Origin of the sequence: Streptomyces sp. NPDC051740, from assembly GCF_044453165.1 — a bacterium.
In the GTDB taxonomy this organism is placed as follows: Bacteria; Actinomycetota; Actinomycetes; order Streptomycetales; family Streptomycetaceae; genus Streptomyces; species Streptomyces atrovirens.
In genome coordinates, this window is the sequence record NZ_JBITCL010000001.1 from 36,698 (window position 1) to 57,099 (window position 20,402).

The 20,402-nt window shown below is 67.6% G+C and carries 14 protein-coding genes; 10 read left to right on the forward strand and 4 right to left on the reverse strand.

Annotated elements, in window-relative coordinates:
* Window positions 1–66: 66 nt before the first annotated feature.
* Window positions 67–1,368: an acetyl-CoA C-acetyltransferase gene (locus ACIA6T_RS00190; RefSeq protein WP_399444325.1), complete on the forward strand. Its 1,302-nt coding sequence runs from the start codon at window positions 67–69 to the stop codon at window positions 1,366–1,368.
* A gap of 206 nt (window positions 1,369–1,574) precedes the next feature.
* A complete protein-coding gene (locus ACIA6T_RS00195; protein WP_399444326.1) occupies window positions 1,575–3,497 on the forward strand; it encodes an AMP-dependent synthetase/ligase in 1,923 nt (640 codons plus the stop codon).
* A gap of 1 nt (window position 3,498) precedes the next feature.
* Here ACIA6T_RS00195 and ACIA6T_RS00200 read toward each other — a convergent pair whose 3' ends face one another.
* On the reverse strand, window positions 3,499–4,152 hold the full coding sequence (locus tag ACIA6T_RS00200; RefSeq protein ID WP_399444327.1) for a class I SAM-dependent methyltransferase: 654 nt from the start codon (window positions 4,150–4,152) through the stop codon (window positions 3,499–3,501).
* 423 nt (window positions 4,153–4,575) lie between these two features.
* Window positions 4,576–4,779 (reverse strand): cold-shock protein, encoded by a 204-nt coding sequence (locus tag ACIA6T_RS00205; RefSeq protein ID WP_003992177.1) that lies wholly within the window; start codon window positions 4,777–4,779, stop codon window positions 4,576–4,578.
* Window positions 4,780–5,098: 319 nt separating this feature from the next.
* On the opposite strand from ACIA6T_RS00205, the gene ACIA6T_RS00210 reads away from it, so the two are divergent.
* The 5 genes from ACIA6T_RS00210 to ACIA6T_RS00230 all read left to right on the forward strand — a co-directional run bounded on the left by ACIA6T_RS00210 (window position 5,099) and on the right by ACIA6T_RS00230 (window position 15,326).
* The gene (locus ACIA6T_RS00210; protein WP_399444328.1) at window positions 5,099–5,947 is read left to right on the forward strand and encodes a menaquinone biosynthetic enzyme MqnA/MqnD family protein; all 849 of its coding nucleotides are present in this window, start codon (window positions 5,099–5,101) and stop codon (window positions 5,945–5,947) included.
* Between the two features lie 74 nt (window positions 5,948–6,021).
* Complete coding sequence (locus ACIA6T_RS00215; protein WP_399444329.1) at window positions 6,022–7,836, forward strand: serine/threonine-protein kinase; 1,815 nt, start codon at window positions 6,022–6,024, stop codon at window positions 7,834–7,836.
* A 95-nt stretch (window positions 7,837–7,931) separates the two neighbouring features.
* The gene (locus tag ACIA6T_RS00220) at window positions 7,932–10,220 is read left to right on the forward strand and encodes a PQQ-binding-like beta-propeller repeat protein (RefSeq protein ID WP_399444330.1); all 2,289 of its coding nucleotides are present in this window, start codon (window positions 7,932–7,934) and stop codon (window positions 10,218–10,220) included.
* A 250-nt stretch (window positions 10,221–10,470) separates the two neighbouring features.
* Window positions 10,471–10,746: a hypothetical protein gene (locus ACIA6T_RS00225; protein WP_399444331.1), complete on the forward strand. Its 276-nt coding sequence runs from the start codon at window positions 10,471–10,473 to the stop codon at window positions 10,744–10,746.
* Window positions 10,747–10,886: 140 nt separating this feature from the next.
* On the forward strand, window positions 10,887–15,326 hold the full coding sequence (locus ACIA6T_RS00230; RefSeq protein WP_399444332.1) for an FtsK/SpoIIIE domain-containing protein: 4,440 nt from the start codon (window positions 10,887–10,889) through the stop codon (window positions 15,324–15,326).
* Window positions 15,327–15,416: 90 nt separating this feature from the next.
* Here the strand turns inward: ACIA6T_RS00230 and ACIA6T_RS00235 are convergent, their stop codons facing one another.
* On the reverse strand, window positions 15,417–15,683 hold the full coding sequence (locus ACIA6T_RS00235) for a WXG100 family type VII secretion target (RefSeq protein WP_004927673.1): 267 nt from the start codon (window positions 15,681–15,683) through the stop codon (window positions 15,417–15,419).
* Between the two features lie 200 nt (window positions 15,684–15,883).
* On the opposite strand from ACIA6T_RS00235, the gene ACIA6T_RS00240 reads away from it, so the two are divergent.
* From ACIA6T_RS00240 to ACIA6T_RS00250, 3 genes are read left to right on the forward strand one after another with little or no spacing between them, the layout of a single operon-like run.
* The gene (locus tag ACIA6T_RS00240) at window positions 15,884–16,198 is read left to right on the forward strand and encodes a hypothetical protein (protein ID WP_399444333.1); all 315 of its coding nucleotides are present in this window, start codon (window positions 15,884–15,886) and stop codon (window positions 16,196–16,198) included.
* 56 nt (window positions 16,199–16,254) lie between these two features.
* Window positions 16,255–18,339 (forward strand): hypothetical protein, encoded by a 2,085-nt coding sequence (locus ACIA6T_RS00245; protein WP_399444334.1) that lies wholly within the window; start codon window positions 16,255–16,257, stop codon window positions 18,337–18,339.
* A complete protein-coding gene (locus tag ACIA6T_RS00250) occupies window positions 18,336–19,037 on the forward strand; it encodes a hypothetical protein (RefSeq protein ID WP_399444335.1) in 702 nt (233 codons plus the stop codon). Before ACIA6T_RS00245 ends, ACIA6T_RS00250 begins: the two co-directional genes overlap by 4 nt.
* A gap of 82 nt (window positions 19,038–19,119) precedes the next feature.
* Here ACIA6T_RS00250 and ACIA6T_RS00255 read toward each other — a convergent pair whose 3' ends face one another.
* Window positions 19,120–20,376, reverse strand: a complete 1,257-nt coding sequence (locus tag ACIA6T_RS00255) for a hypothetical protein (protein ID WP_399444336.1) — start codon at window positions 20,374–20,376, stop codon at window positions 19,120–19,122.
* Window positions 20,377–20,402 lie beyond the last annotated feature (26 nt).

A 20,402-nucleotide genomic window follows, 5' to 3' on the forward strand; every position in this document is an offset into this window, starting at 1 on the left:
CGCCTTGCTTACTCTGGAGTAAGGTTACCGAAGGTAAGGGTATGTCACAGTGAGGAGCAGGTCGAGATGAGCACCCTCAAGCCGAACCCCCCGGGGCCGGCCGCCGTCCGGCGCGTCGCGGTCGTCGGCGGCAGCCGCGTCCCCTTCGCCCGCTCCGACGGCCCCTACGCCACCGCCTCCAACCAGGAGATGCTCACCGCCGCGCTGGACGGACTCGTCGAGCGGTACGGGCTGCAGGGCCCCGGCGCGGTGGGGGAACTGGTCGCCGGGGCGGTCCTCAAGCACAGCCGTGACTTCAACCTCGCCCGCGAGACCGTCCTCGGCTCGGCGCTCGACGCCCGCACCCCCGCCTACGACATCCAGCAGGCCTGCGGCACCGGGCTCCAGGCGGTCGTCGCCGCCGCCAACAAGATCGCCCTCGGCCAGACGGAGGCCGCGATCGCCGGCGGCGCCGACACCGCGAGCGACGCGCCCCTCGGCGTCAACGACACCCTGCGCAAGGTGCTGTTGGAGGCGCGGCGCGCGAAGACGCCCGGCGGCCGGCTGAAGGCCCTGGCGAAGGTGCGCCCCGGCCATCTCGTCCCCGACATCCCGCGCAACGCCGAACCGCGCACGGGCCTGTCCATGGGCGAGCACGCCGCGGTCACCGCACGCGCCTGGGGCGTCACCCGCGAGGACCAGGACGAACTGGCGGCCACCAGTCACCAGCGGCTGGCGGCGGCGTACGAACGCGGTCTGTTCCAGGACCTGGTGGTGCCCTTCCGGGGCCTGGCCCGCGACCAGAACCTGCGCCCCGGCTCGACGGTGGAGAAACTCGCCGCGCTGAAGCCGGTGTTCGGCCTCGACGGCCCCGACCCGACCATGACGGCGGGCAATTCGACCCCGCTCACGGACGGTGCCGCGCTGGTGCTGCTGGCGAGCGAGGAGTGGGCGGCGGAGCGGGGCCTGGAGCCGCTGGCCTACCTGACCGCGTACGAGACGGCCGCCGTGGACTTCGTGCACGGGGACGTCGCCGACGGCGAGGACGGCCTGCTGATGGCACCCGCCCACGCGGTCCCGCGCATGCTGGAGCGGGCCGGTCTCGGCATGGCGGACTTCGACCTGATCGAGGTCCACGAGGCGTTCGCCTCCCAGGTGCTGGCCACGCTGGCCGCCTGGGAGAAGCGCGGTCTCGCGCCCGTCGACCGCGCCCGGCTGAACGTGGCGGGCTCGTCCCTGGCCACCGGCCACCCCTTCGCCGCCACCGGCGCCCGCATCGTGGCCACCCTGGCGAAACTCCTCGCCGAGCGGGACGCCCCCGCGCGCGGACTGATCTCGATCTGCGCGGCGGGCGGCCAGGGGGTGACGGCGATCCTGGAGCGTACGTGAGTGACCCTCACGTAACCCGCAACATTGCACACCCCCGGCCCGGGACCATCCCCGAACCCGCACAGACCTTCCACGTCAGCGCCGTACGCTCTCCGCACCGACCGGTGGTGACCCCTTTCCCCGCCGGCCACCGGTGAGCGCCTCGGCGTGCGGGGCACGTACGTCGTGGCATCACGCAGTTCCCCTGCACGCCTCAGGAGCCGCCCGTGTCCACCACGCATTCCTCCACCGCTCTCGACGCCGACGACTACGGAGCACCCGTTCTGGTCGAGCCCGAGATCCGGCGGCTGGACGGGGTCGTACGGGAGGCGTCCGTACCGCCGTTCGCGAAGCGGGTGCGGCACGGGTCGCTCGCCGACCTGCCGTTCGAGAACGCGGGCACGGCGCCGGACGCGGTGGTGCTCAGCCGGAAGACGGCGGACGGCAGTTGGCGGGACGTCACGGCGGAACGATTCGCCACCGAGGTCCTGGCCGTCGCGAAGGGGCTGATCGCCGAGGGCCTGATGCCGGGCGACCGGATCGCCGTCATGGCCCGCACGATCTACGAGTGGACGGTGCTCGACTTCGCCGCGTGGGCGGCCGGACTGGTCACCGTACCCGTCTACCCCACCTCCTCCGTCTTCCAGGCCCGCTGGATCCTGCACGACTCCGGCGCCGTCGCCCTGGTCACGGAGACGGCCGGGCAGGCCGCCGCCCTCGGCCCCGAACTTCCCCACCTCCCCGACCTGCGGCGGGTGTGGGTCGTGGAGAAGGGTCACGTCGACGCGCTCGCGGAAGCCGGTGCGCGCGTACCCGACCAGGAAGTGGAGGTGCGCCGCGGCGTCCTGGGACCCGACACCCTCGCCACCCTCATCTACACCTCGGGCACCACCGGCCGCCCCAAGGGCTGCGCCCTCACCCACGGCAACTTCTTCGCCGAGGTGGACAACGCCATCGAGCTGCTCTACCCCGTCTTCAAGGCCCGGACCGGCGAAGAGGCCTCCGTCCTGCTCTTCCTGCCGATGTCCCACGTCTTCGGCAGGATGGTCGCCGTCGCCTGTGTGCGCGCCCGGGTGCGCCTCGGCCACGCGCCGAGCCTGGCGCCCGCGGACCTGCTGCCCGACCTGGCGAGCTTCCGGCCCACCTGCCTGCTGACCATCCCGTACATGCTGGAGAAGGTCTTCAACACCGCTCGGGCGAAGGCGGAGGCGGGCGGACGGCTCTCGGCCTTCGACCGCGCGGAGTCGGTGGCCCGCCGCTACGGCGAGGCGGTCGAGGCCGGCCAGACGGGGGCGGGGGCCGGCCCGTCCCGCTCCCTGAGGACGGCCCGCGCCTTCTACGACCCGCTGGTCTACCGCAAGATCCGCAACGCCATGGGCGGCAAGGTGCGTTACGCCATCTGCGGCGGCTCCCCGCTCGGCCCCCGCCTCGCCGCGTTCTACGCCGGTGCCGGCATCGAGATCTTCGAGGGCTACGGCCTGACGGAGACCACCGGCGCCTCGACGGTGACACCCCCGCTCAAACCCCGTCTGGGCACGGTGGGCTGGCCGCTGCCGGGAACACGGATCCGCATAGCGGCGGACGGCGAGATCCTGGTCGGCGGCGACCATGTGCTGCGCGGCTACTGGGACCCCCAGGCGGGCGGGGTCGCCCCCGCCGCGTCCGACGGCTGGCTGCCCACCGGCGACCTCGGCGAACTGGACGACGAGGGCTACCTGACCATCACGGGCCGCAAGAAGGAGCTGATCATCACCTCCGGCGGCAAGAGCGTCGCCCCGGCCCCGCTGGAGAACTGGCTCCGCTCGCACCCGCTGATCTCCCAGGTCATGGTGGTCGGCGACAACCGCCCCTACGTCTCCGCCCTGATCACCCTCGATCCCGCCGGCATCACCCACTGGCGCCGTATGAACGGCAAGCACCCGGTCCCGCCGGAACTCGTCCTCGACGACGAGGAGCTGTACGCGATCCTCCAGCGCGCGATCGACGAGGCCAACAAGATGCTCTCCCGCCCGGAGTCGATCCGCCGCTTCACCGTCCTCCCGGCGGACTTCACGGAGGAGGCGGGCCACCTGACCCCGTCGATGAAGCTGCGCCGGGAGGAGATCCTGCGGGACTTCGCGGCGGAGGTGGAGGGGCTGTACGCGGGGTAGGTCACTCCGCCGCGCGGGCGATCAGGAACGCCTGGGGCGTCGACTCGCCCTGGTCCGTGTCGGCGGTGCGCACCGTGCGCTGGACGAGGGTGAAACCGGCAGCCTCCAGGAGCGCGGCGATGCCCTCCGGGCGCATGCGCCGGAAGTCGAGGGTGACCGGGTGGCCCCAGGGGCGCTCGTGACGGCGGGGTTCGTCGCCGCACTGGAACGCGAGCAGCAGATGGCCCCCGGGTGCCAGGACCCGGCGGAACTCGGCGTACACGGCGGGCAGTTCGTCCTGCGGGGTGTGGATGGTGGAGTACCAGGAGACCACGCCGGCGAGGGCGCCGTCGGAGAGGTCCAGGTTCCGCATCGAGCCCTGCTCGAAGCGCAGGCCGGGATGCTCGCGGCGGGCGATCGCGAGCATCCCCTCCGACAGGTCGAGGCCGAAGACGGAGAGCCCGAGGGAGGCGAGATGCGCGGTCACCCGGCCGGGACCACACCCCAGGTCGGCCACCCGGCCGCCCTCACCGACCAGTTCGGCGAAACCGGCCAGCAGCGCCCGGTCCAGCGGTCTCCCCGTGAGCTGGTCGCGGAACAGAGCGGCGTAGTCCTCGGCGATGGCGTCGTAGAAGGTACGGGTGGCGACTACGTGATCGGCGTCGGTGGCGGTCATGGGCGGTGACCCTACTCGTCTCCACTGACAGCCCGGCCTGTACGTGCCCGGCCCGCGGAGCCTCTGCCCCCGGTGGGCGCCCGTCGCCGGCGGCGCCACCCACAGGACCACCGCACCGGCGGACAGCGGTTCACTCACCTGGGCCGGCGCCGCGCCGCTCCGAGCCGGCCGAACGCGCCGGGTGAAGGCAGGCCGCCGGAGAGGAAAGCACCGAACTCGAACCGGAGGACCACACGCCGTATCGCGCTGAGGTGCGGTACTCGTGCGAGGCGCTGGAGCACGATATGTAATTCATGCCGATCATGTAGTGCGTATGGGAAGAATTCGCCGGGAATTCAATAAAGTCCCGGAAAGGCAGGAGCCCCGTCGCCTGACGGCGCGGGGCTCCTTGGGTACTGCTAGTCGTTCCCGGATCGGCGAGGATCAGACCGGGGTGACGTTCTCCGCCTGCGGGCCCTTCGGACCCTGCGTGACGTCGAAGGACACCTGCTGGTTCTCCTCAAGGGAGCGGAAGCCGCTCGCGTTGATCGCGGAGTAGTGGACGAAGACGTCGGGGCCGCCGCCTTCCTGGGCGATGAAACCAAAGCCCTTTTCGGCGTTGAACCACTTCACGGTTCCGGTAGCCATAAGCCCTCCTTGGGCCCAAAGGGTTGCCCTGCTCCAGAACCAGCAAGTGTGAAGACCAATTCCGCACAAGTGCATCCGTCTGAGAACGACGAGAGCCCGCGGTCACATGCTCCGCAGGCTCTGTACTGCAAGGGAAACCAAACTGCAACTTGCGGAAGAGCCTAGCACGCAGGCTCCCGAATGCAATAGAGGTCAAGATCACGTCACCCGAATGTTTGAACACCCCGTCCGCCACGGGCATCCGTTCGAACGTTTGGACGATCGGGGAGGGCGAGGGGGCGAAGGTCCGCCCGCCGGGGACGAGGACTAGCCTCACGATGTGGACAATCCTCGCACCCGGCCGCGCGTCGGCCACATCCAGTTCCTGAACTGCCTGCCCCTGTACTGGGGGCTCGCGAGAACGGGCACGCTCCTCGACTTCGAGCTGACGAAGGACACCCCGGAAAAGCTCAGTGAGAAGCTGGTGCAGGGCGACCTCGACATCGGGCCCGTCACCCTCGTCGAGTTCCTCAAGCACGCGGACCAGCTCGTCGCCTTCCCGGACATCGCCGTCGGCTGCGACGGCGACGTGATGTCCTGCGTGATCGCCTCGCAGGTCCCGCTGGACCGGCTGGACGGAGCGCGGGTCGCCCTCGGGTCGACCTCCCGCACCTCCGTACGCCTCGCCCAGCTCCTCCTCGCCGAGCGGTACGGCGTACGGCCCGACTACTACACCTGCCCGCCCGACCTGAGCCTGATGATGCAGGAGGCCGAGGCGGCCGTCCTCATCGGGGACGCGGCCCTGCGCGCCAACATGCTCGACGGCCCCCGCTACGGGCTCGACGTGCACGACCTGGGCGCCCTGTGGAAGCAGTGGACGGGCCTGCCGTTCGTCTTCGCGGTGTGGGCGGTGCGCCGCGACTACCTGGAGCGCGAGCCGGTCATCACCCGCAAGGTGCACGAGGCCTTCCTCGCCTCCCGCAACCTCTCCCTGGAGGAGGTCGACAAGGTCGCCGAGCAGGCGGCCCGCTGGGAGGCCTTCGACGAGGCGACCCTGGCGCAGTACTTCACCACCCTCGACTTCAGCTTCGGCGCCCCGCAGCTGGAGGCGGTCGCCGAGTTCGCCCGCAGGGTGGGACCGACGACGGGCTTCCCGGCCGACGTGAAGATCGATCTGCTCCGTCCCTGAGGCCACGGGCGGCCCGCCCACTACCCTGCTGGAAGGTTCCGGGGTACGGGCGTGACGGGGGAGGGGTGGACGCCATGCGGCCGCTCGAAGTGGACGAGCCCACGGTCGTGGGCCCCTACCGGCTGCTCGGCCGGCTCGGCTCCGGCGGCATGGGCCGGGTCTATCTGGGCCGCAGCGCCGGGGGCCGCACGGTCGCGGTGAAGATCGTGCACCCCCACTTCGCGCTGGACGAGGAGTTCCGCGCCCGGTTCCGGCGCGAGGTCGACGCGGCCCGCCGGGTCGGCGGCGCCTGGACGGCCCCCGTCCTGGACGCCGACCCCGACGCCCGGGTCCCCTGGGTCGCCACCGCCTACGCGGCCGGCCCGTCCCTCGCCGCGGCGGTCACCGGCACCGGCCCACTGCCCGCGCCCACCGTACGGGCGCTGGGCGCGGGGCTGGCCGAGGCGCTGACGGCCGTACACGCACTGGGCCTGGTGCACAGGGACGTGAAGCCGTCGAACGTCCTCCTCACCCTCGACGGCCCCCTCCTGATCGACTTCGGCATCGCCCGCGCCACGGAGGGCACGGCGTCCCTGACATCGACGGGCGTGTCGATCGGCTCCCCCGGCTACATGTCCCCCGAGCAGATCCTCGGCAAGGGCGTGACGGGCGCGGCGGACGTCTTCTCCCTCGGCGCGGTCCTGGCGTACGCGGCGACGGGCAGCCCCCCGTTCCCCGGCGACTCCTCGGCGGCCCTGCTGTACAAGGTCGTGCACGAGCCGCCCGAACTGGGCGAACTGGACGGCGACCTGCGCGAGCTTGTCGAGGCGTGCCTCGACAAGGCCCCGTCCGTCCGCCCGACCCCCACCGAACTGGCCCGCCGCCTGGCCCCCGAGGGCGGCGCGGCCCGCCTGGTGGCGGCCGGCTGGCTGCCGGGGCCCCTGGTGGAACAGGTGAGCCGGGCCGCGGTAAGGCTCCTGAACCTGGAGGCGACGGGGGAGGGGCCGTCGGGGCCGGTGGGGTTCAGCAGGCCGTCGGTGGGGGAGGCGGCGGAGCCCGGCGGGGCGCCGACGGGTGGGGCTTCGCCGGCCGGGGGTCTCGGTGGGCCGTCCGCGAGCGGGGTGGTGACCGAAGGCTTCGGCGGCCCGTCAGCGGGTGACCCCGCGCCGGCCGGTGCGGCGTCCGGGACCTTCGGCCCGCCGCCCGTGATGCCGGGAACACGAGGGCCGGGCACGGCCGCCGTCCCCGGGCCCCGCGACGCGCCACCCCACGCACCCGCGACCCCGCCCACCCAGCCGGGAGAGCGGGGCGCCCCCGGGAAACTGTCCGTCTCCTTCGCGGCCACCTCCTCCCCCGACCGCGGCGGCCGAGGCCGGCGCGTCAGCTGCACGGTCGCCCTCGCGGTGGCGGGCGCGCTGGCCGCGGTGACCGTCGGCTCCGTGGTCGTACTCGACCTGCTGCCGGGCGGTTCCAAGGGCGGCGCCGCACAGTCCGACGGCGGGGGCAAGTCCGAAGAACCGGCCTCCCCCCTCACCGTCCCCACCACCTACCTGGGCACCTGGGAGGGACAGGCCACCTCCCGCGAGAGCATCGCCATCCCGCTCGGCACGTTCCGCGTCACCCTCGAGCAGGCCAAGGTGGGCGAGCAGGTGGGCACCCTCCGCCACACGGACATCTTCGGCGGCGTCTGCGACGACGTCCTCACCCTGAGGCAGGTCACGGAGAAACAGCTCGTCACGACCTCCGTCGGCGCCGGGTCCAACCGCGACGTCTGCAACCAGGCCGAGCACACGGTCCGCCTCACCCCGGCCGGCGACGACCTGGTCTACGAGTCGGACAGCAAGGAGTCGGGGTCGCCGAAGGCCCGGTTGTCGAAGGTCGAACAACTGCCTTTCGGCTCCTCCCGGTAGCTGTCCGTCCCCCGGCACTCACTAATGTGTCTGCGTCGGCGAACGACATCAGGCGCAGCACATGCCGCACGGGCATCATGACGGGGAAGGCCACCATGGAGACACTGCAGCCGGACGATCCTCGCGAGCTGGGCAGTTACCGCCTGCTGCGAAGACTCGGCGCCGGCGGCATGGGACGTGTGTACCTCGCGCGTTCGCCCGGTGGCCGTACCGTCGCCGTGAAGGTGGTGCGCCCGGATCTCGCGGCGGACGCCGGCTTCCGGGAGCGCTTCCGGCACGAGGTGGAGATCGCCAAGGCGGTGTCCGGCCGCTACACCGCGCCGGTCGTGGACGCCGACCCTGACGCGTCACTGCCCTGGCTGGCGACGTCCTACGTGCTCGGCCCGGACCTCACGGACGTGGTCGCCGCGCACGGCGCGCTGCCGGAGCGTACGGTCCGTGCCCTGGCCGTCGGCCTCGCCGCGGCACTGCAGGAGGTGCACGCGGCGGGCCTGATCCATCGTGACCTCAAACCGTCCAACGTCCTGCTGGCCGCCGACGGCCCCCGTGTCATCGACTTCGGCATCGCACGGGCCGTCGACGGAAGCCGTATGACACAGACCGGAGTCGTGGTCGGATCACCCGGCTACATGTCCCCGGAACAGGCCCAGGGCAAGGACGTCGGCACGGCGGGCGACGTCTTCTCCCTGGGCGCGGTGCTCGCTTTCGCGGCGACCGGCCGGGGGGCCTACGGAGACGGCGCTTCCTCGCACGCCGCGCTGCTCTATCAGATCGTGCACGGCGAGCCCGACCTCACCGGCGTACCGCAGTCGCTGCTGGGCCTGGTCCGAGCCTGCCTGATGAAGGATCCCGCACAGCGTCCGGCACCGGCGCAGATCGTGACGTCACTGGCCCCGCAGGGCGTTGAGCCCGTTCTGACCGACTGGCTGCCGTCGGCGGTGGCGTCGACGATCGCGACGCACGCCGCGGGGATACTCGACCTCGACGCCCCGGCCGTAGCGTCTTTCGGCCCGGCGCCGACCATGACGGCGGGCGCGACCGCGACGGCCGACCCGGCCCAGGCGTACGGCGGCGCGCCGACGCCGGGTTACGGCTCCCCCGTTCCCGGAGGTGCCCCGGGCACCCCCCTCCCTGGCACGGTGCAGCTCGGCGGACAGCCCGACGACCGTTCCCGTCGCCGTGCGCTCGGCCTGGCGCTCGGGGCCGCCGTCGGTGTCGCCATGACCGGAAGCGGAGTGGCCTGGTGGCTCACGCAGGACGGAGGCGACTCCCCTTCCACGACGGACGAGGCAGGCCGGGGCGGCTCGGCCGAACAAGCCGGGGAGCGGTTCACCACGCCGCCCCCCGGCGTCGCGCCCCAGCCCCTGTGGCGCAAGTCGGCGGCGGAGGACAGCACCAGTGCGCTCGTACCGCTGCTCACCCACGACGGCCTCCTGCTGATCAGCGGCGACCCGCTCGTCGCCTACGACGTGAAGACGGGCGAGGCCCGTTGGTCGAAGAAGGAGGCGTGCCGCCCGGGGGAGCCCCTCCTCTTCCACGACGGCAAGGTGTTCCTGGCCGACGGCGGCTACGACGGGGTGCTCGTAGCCCTCGACGTGAAGACCGGCGAGGAGGTCTGGCGGAGCAGGCTGGGCAAGTCCCTGACGGTCGAATCCGCCATCGCCGTCGACGACGAGAACGTCTACGTCACGGCGAACGACTACGGCGAGTCCAGAAGCGCCACGGAGTACCGCACGGCCGTGGCCGCCATCAGCCACACCACCGGCAAGAAGACGTGGCTGCAGAGACGGGACTGGGGCACCAAGGACTACGACGTCCAGGGCAGTGTCTCCGGCAAGCACCTGGTGTACGCCGACTCCAACTACAACCTCACGGTGCGGGACACCGCCACGGGCGCGCAGCTGTGGACCAGGAAGATCGGTGAGGACTGGACCTGGCAGCCCACGGTCGAGGGCGGCCTCGTCTTCCTGCCGGGCGACAAGCTCACGGCCCTCGACGCCGACACGGGCGACACCCGCTGGACCCTGTCCTCCAACGGCCGCCGGGCCTTCCGCAACCCCTCGGTGATCGACGGCGTGCTGTACGTCAGCGACTACGACGACGGCGTCTGGGCGGTGGACGTCAAGACGGGCAAGCGGACCTGGCTCTGCGACGACCTGGAAGCCGACGGACCGGAGACGTTCCTGCGCGCCGGCTCCTCCTTGTACGGGGCGACCGGCGGTCTGTCCGGCGGCGGCGTCGTCGCACTGGAAGCCCGGACCGGCAAGGTCCGCTGGGTCTACGACGACAACAAGGACAACGGCGAACCGTGGCAGGTGACCATCTCCGGCAACCGGCTGCTGGTCACCCACGGACCGGAGATCTACGCGCTGCCGGCGGTATGAAGATGTGGTGCATATCGTGATGAAAGGCAGATGAAACCCAACGTAAAGGAGAGGCGACCGCTGCATGCCCGGACCTGAATCCTCCGTGTACGAAGCTCGGTACCCCTGGACACCCTTTCAACTCCTCAGTGGAGCTTGGACGAGGCGGCTTATCGCGTTCTGCGTCGACGACCAGGGTGTCACCTTGGGCGGAGCACCCGCACGCCATGTCGGCCAGACTGCATTCGTACCGTGGCACGACGTTTCCGCCGTGGTTCTCTGGCAGCAAGAAACGGCCGCGCTGACACCCATGCGCTACGTGGGGCTGCGTCGTCGGCCGGGGGCTCCGGCGCTCCCCGGCCCGAACGCATTGCTCAGCCGAGACCAGACGACCCGGCTCGCGCCGCACATCGATCACGACCTGTTCCTGGCGAGCAGGCACATCAATCTGTGGACCCTTGACCGTGGACGTCTCGTGGATGCTCTGCGCGCATTTGCTCCTCAGGTGTCGCTGGAGGAAGTGGGGCAGACCAGGGCTGACGGTTAGACGACCTCGCCCAATGGGCAACAAGGCGACGGCAGTCGCGGGCGGTGGGCGGATCCCGCATCGTCGGGCTCTCAGTAGCGGGGCTAGGCTCGGAGCAAAGTCTTTCCAGGCACATCCGACGGGGAGGGGGAGGCGGCCTGATGCGAGTGCGGACGACCGTTGTTCAGGAAGGAGCCGCACCTCAGGATGCGATGATCAGCGCTGACGAAGGCGTGACCGCGGCCGAGGTGGCCGAGGCGCTGAGACGGGCCCGGAGAGGCGCAGCGCTTTCACAGACCCTTGCACGGGACGCTGAGGTTCACCATCTGCGGTCAGCGCAGACAGCCCCCGCCACCCTGTGGATCGACGGACGACCTCTGTCACCTGAGATGCAGGTAGGCGACATCCTCAGGGATGGAGCGCGGATCACTATTGATGACTCCATCGGCCCCTTCCTGGCTGCCGGCGAGCCGACCGGCAGGTACGAGGTGCGGGTCTGCGGCGGCCCGGGGGCGGGACGGGTCGCCCGCCTGTCCGCGGGGGTGGCAACGCTCGGCTCGGCAGACACGTGCACCATCGCCACCGAGGACCCCCGGCTGGCGTCGGTGGCGGCTCGAGTGACCGTCGACCTCAAGGGACGCGTCAACATCGCACCGCAGGGCGACGTGGAACTGTTCCTCGACGACGAGCCAGTGACCGCTGTGCAGGAGTGGGAATCCGGCATGTTGCTCAAGGCCGGCGACTCCCTCTTCAGCCTGGCCGAACCGGGTGAGCCGGACGCACACCTTTCTCCCACGGGTGAGGGAGGCCTCGCCTACAACCGTCCGCCTCGCTTGTCTTCCCCTCTGTCCCGGCCGAGGCTGACGGTACCCATGCCGCCGGGCAAGGACGAGGGGATTCGCTTTCAGCTCATCTCCATGTTGATGCCGCTGTTCTTCGGCGTCGCAATGTACTTCGTCACCAAGACGATCTACATGCTGCTGTTCTGTCTGCTGTCCCCCTTGATGATGCTCGGACAGTGGTTCAGCGACCGGCGGCACGGCAAGAAGAAATACCGTGCGGCCCTGAAGGAGTACAAGAAAGCCAAGGAGGAACAGGAAGCGGAGCTTGAGCGACTTGCTGAGCGAGACCAGCGCCGTCGCCGTGAGGCCTTCCCCGACCCCGGGCAGCTCCTCCTCTTCGCCACCGGGCCCCGCAGGCGTCTGTGGGAGCGACGGATCACAGACCCGGATGCCATGTTCCTCAGGGTCGGATTCAGCGATCTGAAAGCCGAAATCGACCTGGTGAACGGTCGAGCCACCGGGGTCGACGTGGAAGATCCCGAACCGCCGGTGGTCACTGACGTTCCGATGACGCTCCCCTTTGCCGAACTGGGGGTGGTGGGCGTTGCCGGGGACCGGCTGCGAGCCGTAGCCACCGCGCGCTGGATGACCGCACAGGCCGCGGTGCTGCACAGCCCACGGGATCTCTCGCTTGTTGTGCTCTCGTCGGTGTCGGACGCCGCCGAGAACTGGAGCTGGACCCAGTGGCTACCTCATGCGAACCCCCAGCAGGGCCAGAATTGCGTTGCTCTGCTGGGGACGGACGCGGAGTCCATCTCGAGACGCGTCAATGAGCTGCTGAACGAACTGGCACGCAGGCAAGCCGCAGCCCAGGAGAGCGGCGGCCTGAGGGCGCTGCGTCCGGACCCGCATGTGCTGATCGTCCTCGACGGCGCCCGTCTCCTGCGTCGGGTCCCCGGGGTACCGCAACTGCTGCAGGAGGGCCCAGGGCACGGCATCTTCGCGCTGTGCGTCGACGAGGACGAGCGTCTCCTGCCCGAGGAATGCCGCACAGCCGTCTGCTGGTCGCCCGGAGCGTTGAGCACCGTCCATCTGCGTGGTTACGGCTACGAGTCGGTGGGCGACGTGTTGGCCGATCAGGTCTCCGTCGCCTGGTGTGAGCGTGTGGCCCGGGCCATGGCGCCGGTGCGGGACGTAAGCCGTGACGACGCGGACAGCGCACTCCCCACCTCTGCGCGACTGCTGAGTCTCCTGAGGATGCCTGACCCGACCGGCACGGACGTTGCAGCGATCTGGAAGCGCGGAGGTGCGACCACGGCCGCATTCATCGGCCTGGCGGCCGACGGGCCCTTCGTCCTGGACATCCGCCGGGATGGCCCGCATGCTCTGATCGCTGGTACGACTGGTGCAGGCAAGTCGGAACTCCTCCAGACGATCATCGCGTCTCTGGCCGTGGGTAACACCCCGGACGCGCTCAACTTCGTCCTCATCGACTACAAGGGCGGCAGCGCGTTCCAGGACTGCGCCCGGCTGCCCCACACCGTGGGCATGGTGAGCGACCTCGACGCGCACCTGACCGAGCGGGCGTTGGCCTCACTGGCCGCCGAGTTGAGGCGACGCGAGGGGATTCTCTTCGAAGCGGCCACGAAGGACATCGAGGACTACAACGACGCCAGGCGGCTCCGGCCGCAGCTGGAGCCGATGCCCAGGCTGGTCCTCATCATCGACGAATTCGCCTCCCTTGTCGCGGAGCTGCCCGACTTCATCGCCGGGCTCGTGGACATCGCCAGGCGTGGCCGCTCCCTCGGCGTTCACCTGATGCTGGCGACACAGCGCCCGGCGGGCGTGGTCAGCGCCGACATCCGCGCCAACACCAACCTTCGCATCGCCCTGCGCGTCACCAACGGCGAGGAGTCGCGCGACGTCATCGACGCGCCCGACGCGGGCAGCATCTCGAAGAGCACACCGGGACGCTGTTACGTACGGTCCGGATCACAGTCGCTGGTGGGAGTGCAGTCCGCACGCATCGGTGGGCGACGCCCCGGAGCCGACACCGCTCCGCAAGTGACAGTGAACTTCCTGGACTGGATGGCGTACGGGCGTCCACTGCCGCGAGTCGCGCAGGACGACGAGGACGACGGCACGATGGTGACCGACCTTGCCGTGCTGGTCGACGCGATCGCCGATGGCGCCAGGCAACTGGGCTGCGCGCAGCCGCGTAGCCCATGGCTGCCGCCCATCCCCACGCAGGTGACGCTCGCGGATCTGGAGTCGCTGCCGGTGAGGAGGACCGGCGATGACCCGGTCGCTCCCGTACGTATCGGCCTGACCGACCTTCCGGCCCAGCAGGCTCGCGAACCGCTCGCACTCGATCTGACGGACGGCGAGCACCTGATGATCGCCGGCGGCCCCCGCTCCGGGCGGTCGACCGCGCTACGGACCATCGCGGGGGCCGTCGCCCGGACCACGTCGCCCAGCGATGTGCACATCTACGGCATCGACTGCGGTGCCAACGCACTGCTCCCGCTCGCCGGCCTTCCGCACTGCGGCGCTGTTGTGACCCGAGACCAGAAGGCACGTGTCGACCGATTGCTGGGCCGGCTGCTGAGCGAGGTGTCGCGACGCCAGATGCTCCTCGCGGAGAAGGGGCAGTCCAGCGCGGCGGAACAGCGATCGGCGGCCGATCCCTCGGAGCGGTTGCCCTGGATGGTGGTTCTGCTGGACGGCTGGGACGCCTACCGCCAGGCCTTCGAGAACTACGACTACGGCCGGCTCGTCGACGATGCCAAGAGACTGTTCCGAGAGGGCGCCGCGGTCGGAGTGAAGGTAGTCCTCACGACTGACCGCAGCGGTCTGACCGGTGACATCTCCAGCTCCTTCAGCGAACGACTCGTACTTCGCCTCGCGGACCAGGCGGACTACGCCCTTGCGGGTTTGTCGAGCAAGGATGTTCCGAAGGAGATCCCCACGGGCCGGGCGCTGAAGGCCACGGACGACGGGGTGCAGGAGAGCCAGTTGGCGCTGCTCGCCGAGAACCCCTCGGGGCAGGCCCAGGTGGCGGCCCTCCAGGAGATCGCGCGCTCGGCCGGTCAAGCCGAGTCCAAGCCGACGGAGTACCAGCGTCCGATCCGGGTCGACGTACTGCCGGCGCGCATCGGGGTCCGCGAGGCCATGGCGCTACAGCCCGGCTTCGCTCCGGCGTCGCCCCTCTGGGCTCTTGTCGCCGTAGGTGGGGACGAACTGCGGCCTCTAGGAGTGGACTTGGAGGAGGGGGGGCCCGGATTCGTCATCTCGGGGCCTCCGAAATCCGGGCGCTCCAGCACCCTGGTCACAGCGGCCGACTCCTTGCTGCGGCAGGGGACCGAGGTCATCGTGATCACGCCGCGTCGTTCCCCTCTCCGGGAACTGGCCACGGCGTCCGGGGTACTCGGCTCCCTCGACAGCGAGAGTTCCGAGGACGACCTGGAGGCGCTGATCAGTACTGCGCGGGGCCCCTACGTCATCGTCGTCGACGATGCGGAACTGCTGTATGACACTCCGCTCGACGAAGCGCTCGAAGAGGTGGTCAAGCGGGGCATGGACGGCGGGCTCGGCCTGATCGCCGCGGGTGCCGTCGACACGTTGTCCTCGCAGTACCGGGGCTTTGTCGTGCAGGCACGCCGCTCGCGTGCGGGTCTGCTGCTGTCGCCGCAGGGCACGCAGGACGGTGAGATGTTCAGCATTCGCCTGCCGTCGAACGTCGGCGGGGGGCCCACCGGCCGAGGGCTCTTCGTTCAGGGGGGTGAAGTGATGCCGGCCCAAGCGGTTCTGCCGGACTGAGTGAGCCCGCAGCGGTAAAGCGGGAGGGCCGGTCAGCCTCAAGGCTGACCGGCCCTCGTCCTGCTCGCGCAGTGGGTGATTGTCGGCGGACTAGTCGTTGATGCGATCGTTCGCGTCGGCGGCGTCGCTCGTTTCCTTCTGGGCGTTCTCCAGAGACTTCAGGAAGTTCGTCAGGGAAGGCTTCAGCTTGTCCCACTCGTCACGGAATCGGTTGGCTCGCGGGCCCTTCCAGAAGTCCTCGCTTTCGAGCGTGCCCTTCGAGATGGCTCGAATCAGTTCATCGAGGTTGGTGTGCTGGGCCTTGAACGTCTTGGAAAGACCGCGAAGCCGAGTGGTGTCTGCGCCCTTGATTGTCATTGAGCTGCCTCCCCGTGTGTCGAAACCGGACGAACCCTTCGCTCGCCGCGCCCGACACTATCGCAAATAGCCGAATCTCGCCATCCGCTGTGTCTCGGGACGTATCTCCTTGCGTTAGTCGCGAGATGTGCTCCATAGTCAGTGGCATAGGACACCTTCAAATGTTTCCAGCATCAACCTGAATCACCTCCGGAGGGCTCGTGGGGGAAGCAGCCGAGCAGCCGAAAGTTGACAACCCGTATCGAGCGCGACTCGAGGTGTTGAAGCGCAATCTACAAGATGAGGTGAAAGATCTCAGAAATCTCCTTAAACCGGCCGCTGAAGACGTGGGAGACGAAAAGGTCTCCTGGGTCGGCAAAACGGCGAACCGGTGGCATGACGAGATCGAAGGGAACCGCGGGCGCATGATCCGCGAGATTGAGAAACTCATTCCGGCTGTACAGAAGAAGATCGACTCGTGCCCTGAAAAAGTTACTCATGCTGAAGCGAAGATGATGCAAATGGACTTGCGCTAGCGACGCCTTCTTGGTAGGGCAAGGGTAAACGGACTGACGAAACGGGGCGCACTCCTATGGGTAGCGGATTCTCAGGCATTGATCCGGACAAGCTGGAGGGGACGATCAACTCGCTTCAGAAGGATCAGGAGCGATTGAGGTCCAGTGCCATGTGGATCAAATCCAGCTTCGAACGTTACGGAATCGATGCCGCGCCGCTCACAGAACTCCTTGCGATCGCCGGATGGGCGGAGAACCAGCTGCCCTTGCTGCGGCGCCGTTGGCATCTTGCACTGGCCGAGACCAAGAAGTACGGCTATAAGAACATGGTGCAGATCGACGAGAGCAAGGTGGGTCAGACTGCACAGTCGCGAGCCAACGGAAAGAAGTTGGCTGGGGAATTCCAGAAGAAACTGGACGACGGAGACCCGATCACGCCGGAGTTGTTTGCCGATCTGAGGGCCAACAAGGCAGATGCTGACTATCTGAAAGCATTCTATGAATCTCTCGGCCCAAGGCGCCTGCTATGGCTTTCGAACGACATGGGGGACCGGTTCAATGATCAGTACAAGGATCATCCGGAGCAGCGTGAAAAGGATCGACTGGTAATCGCTGAGACATTTGGATCTTTCACTAAAGTGGCTTTTGAAGGGAAAACTACCAAAGAGAAGCAGCGGCTGTGGAACAAGTGGTTCGATGACTCCGCGGTGGACGAGTACGACGGGTTTCGTCCGGATCGCCTCACCCCCTTCCTTGCAGGAGGAAACCACGACAAAGATTTTCTAGTAGCGTTCGGAGATCGAGTGTTCAAGAAAGACACTAAAACCAGTGAGACCCGCTTCTTCGGGAACGGTGGTCTTGGTGAGGGTGAGTGGGGAAAGGATAACTACCAGCAACTTTTCTCTGCCATTGGCGATAACCCCGAGGCGGCGGGGGAATGGTTCGATCACAACAATGAATTTGCTTTGAAGGCTCTCTACCCGACAGGCCCCTGGAAGGTCGACGAGCCAAAGGGCCGAGGCAAGGCTTTCTTTGGGCTGCTTAATGCTGCAACGGTGGAGTTGAAGCAGGAGAACCCCTCGCTGGCTGAGAAGAACACAGCGCGTATCCTGTTCGACAATTACCAGCACCGGACGGGATCCGACACGAAGTCACTCCATCCCATCGGTGGTACTCAGGCTCTCTATGCGAGCATCATCACGGCTTATTGGAAAGATCTTGAATATGGCGTGACGTCCTCGGTAAGTAATTCGTTGTGGGGAAGTGGAGTCCTGGCCAAGGGTGAGGAAAAATTCGGGAGCGCCAGCAAGTGGAATCTCAATGACTTCCTCCAGGGCCAGGACAGTGGCCGTCCTGGCCTGGAAGCGAACGAGAAGCTGTGGCGTGCCCTCATGGAGGAATCTGCACGCGACCCGCAGGCGGCCGGAACTCTGAGCGCGCTCTTCCAGGCTTACAACGAAAAGGCGATCGACCAATCGTACGCGACACGTGAGAGCGGTGAATACGCGGGCAGCTACGCGTCGATGCAACGGGGCATGATGCAGGATTTCTACCAGACGACAATGAAGGTGGCCTCGACGGAACTCGAGACGAGCATCGACAAGTGGGTCGAAGACACCAACAACGCGCGTGCGACGGTCATCGACACCGCCGCCTCCGTGGCTGCGGGTGCCGCGGGAGGTGCCGGCCTCGCCGGAGTCAAGGGGGCGGCGGTCGGGGTCGCCTATGGGTTGGGTCAGGACGTCTTCACCGGGTGGATCAAAGACCTCATCAAGGTAGACGCGAACGATGCTCCCAAGGGACTCAAGGAACAGTTCGAGGGCGTCAAAAAGGCTACCGCCGACTTCTCCTGGCAGAACGACTACCAGACCAACGCCTCGGCTGCCTGGGAGTACGGGAGGATCGAAAACGTCACTGTTGTCACCCATGGCGAGAACGGCGAGACGAGGACCGCGGTCTACACGGGCGATCCCCGGGCGTATGCAAAGAGTGCGGGCAATTTCCTGGACAAGGACGGCCAGGTCCTCGATGTTTCCAAGATGACTAACGCGCAGCGTACGGCGTACAGCGACTGGCTGCAGGATCCGGCTGTGGTCAACGCTGTGTGGCCGGAATTCTCAACAGGCCGGGATGGGCGGGACTATCCGGGACAGGATCAATGACGAAGGTGGGGCGAACGATGGTTTTCAGCGGGACGAGAACGGTACTGGCCGGGACAGTTATTGCCGTTCTGTTTGGCGTGACGGCGTGCGGCGCTGAGGCCGGAGGGGAAGAGGACGCCCAGCCGTTGAGTGGCGCGCAACTATCAAAGGTGGCGCTGTCTCAGGGTGACGTGGCTGGGTACACCATCAGTGATGTGTCGTCGGGATCGAAAGGCGGTTCCGCTGGGACGAGCGATGAATCATGTCAGCCCATCGCCGACGTGCTGGCTCCCAAAGCCATGGCCTATGACGAACGGTTGGTGGAGCGGGAAATTTGGAGGACTCCAATTGATTCCGAGGCCGCGAATGCGAGTTACCGACTGATATTGTTCAGTGCTGAGTCGAAGGCGGCGGCAGAAAAGGCCGTGCAGGATCTGGAGAAGGCTGTCTCGTCCTGCGGGAGCGGGTTCGAGGTCACCCTGTCTGGTGAAACGTACAAGGTGCACCAAGTGTTGCTGAACAAGTCAAAGTTCGGCGACGAGGGCGTGGATTTCTCGTTTGAGTACCAAATGGGTATGAAAAGGCGTTACGTCATGATATCCAGTGGCGCGTCTCTGGGTATTTTTTTGGCTTCCAACCGGTTCAACAATTCTTTCATCGCGGTTCCGGATGAGCTTGTTGATGAACAGATGAGTAAGTTGGAAGGGGAGAAGGGCTAAGGCAATCCCAGTCCTTGTCGGCCAGGGGTCGTCTTCCGTTTTCCTGGTCCGCTGTCGGGCAGTCCGCTTCATGCAAACGGAGTCAGCTCATCTCGGGGAGCTCCACTTGCAGCACGCCCGTGGTTCTGCTGTCTGATTCGGATTCCGCCGCGATATAAAGAGAATTATCGGATGCGGCGATGGCTTGAACCCCTGCGATGACGGGTGCGATGCTCTTGCCGTTGACCTGGTAAATGATCTTTCCCCCCAGTAGATTGTCGATGAAGTCTTTCTGTGTAGCGGTTTTCTCGCCGGCCCAGCGGTACTCACTGGAAAACGGAGGGGAATGGGTCTCGTGGGCGTCGGTGTAGTAGATCTCAGAGCGATCGGGGAGGGTTATGAGGTCGCCGCGCGAGCTGCTGATGGACCCCCTCCCGATCTCGGCATCAAGAGCACTTCCAATACTGTCGAAGGGGCCCTTCAGTTCGCTGATGCTGTCCGGATCCCTGGCTCCCACAAGAGGAGTCAGTGTGTCATCCGCATTGATCCGGACGATTCCCGGTCCTGTCCGCCAGTAGATGCCCGAAGCACTGGATGCCAGCCAACCGGAGTTCCAGGTGTCGGGAACCAGCACCTCCTTGGCCTTGGTGCCCGCAGGTGGGTCGATCCCATTCTTTACGGCAGCGTTCGTGCGCAGTAGCGACTCATTGCCCTGGGGCGGCCGTCCGGCGACGAGTTCTACCATGTCGCCACTGATCCTGTGGACGTACGAGGCGTGCTGTCCCAGTATTGTCTGGTCGCCGAAGTAGACGGTCCCATCCGCGGTGATTGTCACTCCCATGACCTGACCGGTGCAGAATTCATCGATGCTCGCGTTGACGAACGGCTGCGGGCTGTCGCACTTCGTGTCCACCAATTTGGTGGTCTTACCGTCCGGACCGGTTTTCCACAGGCTGTCTCCGGTAGCCAGGTAGATGGACCCGTCGGATGCCACCGCTGTCTGTTCAGCTGTCTGATTGTCGACTCCGGTGAGAGGGATCCTGGTTGTGGAGCCAGAGGTCGCCCGCTTCCACATCACCATCCCCTGGTCCTCCTGGGTGAACAGGTAGACCGTGCCGTCAGCCGCCGCCGCGAGCCCACTGAACGAGCCTTGAATCGCGAGTCCCGTGCCCTGAGGGGAGCCTCCGACTGCTTTCTTCACTTTGGACCCGCCGCCGAGCACGAAGGTGACGTTGACCGGGGGGCTGCCCGCGTCGCCGGAGGCCGCTCGGTAGATCCCGAACGCGGACACGGTCGCGAGGGCGACGCCGAGGCCGATCAGGGCCCGGCGCCGGCCGCGCGGAAGGGAGGTGAAAGGCATCACAGAGCTCCGTCTCTTCTGTCCAT